The 343-nt window shown below is 42.6% G+C and carries 1 protein-coding gene; it reads right to left on the bottom strand.

From position 1 onward, the window contains the following. Window positions 1-171: 171 nt before the first annotated feature. Window positions 172-327, bottom strand: coding sequence for a tail fiber assembly protein (locus MTCD1_RS18735; RefSeq protein WP_088569005.1), 156 nt, complete (start codon window positions 325-327; stop codon window positions 172-174). Window positions 328-343: the final 16 nt, after the last annotated feature.

The following is a 343-nucleotide window of genomic DNA, read 5'->3' as shown; positions in this document are numbered from 1 at the left end:
CTTAAAAGCAATTGGCGGTGATGTAAACACTATGAACAATTGAGTCATAGAACTTCCATTATTCTCCTGAAGATAATAATCGCCAAATAAACCAATACTCAGCTTTACAATATACTAACTAACCGCAGAACGTTATTTCATACAACGTTTCTGCGGCATATCACAAAACGATTACTCCATAACAGGGACAGCAGGCCACTCAATATCAGGTGCAGTTGATGTATCAACACGGTTCAGCAACACCCGATACTTCTTCCAGGCTTCCAGCAACGAGGTTTCTTCCTTCGTTGCAATTTCCAGATCTGCAGCATCCTGAAGCGGCGCAATATGCTCACTGGCTACC

Source organism: Colwellia marinimaniae, assembly GCF_002207865.1.
Classification (GTDB): Bacteria; Pseudomonadota; Gammaproteobacteria; order Enterobacterales; family Alteromonadaceae; genus Colwellia; species Colwellia marinimaniae.
The sequence above is the reverse complement of the archived record's forward strand: the minus strand, read 5'-3'. Positions and strand labels throughout refer to the sequence as shown.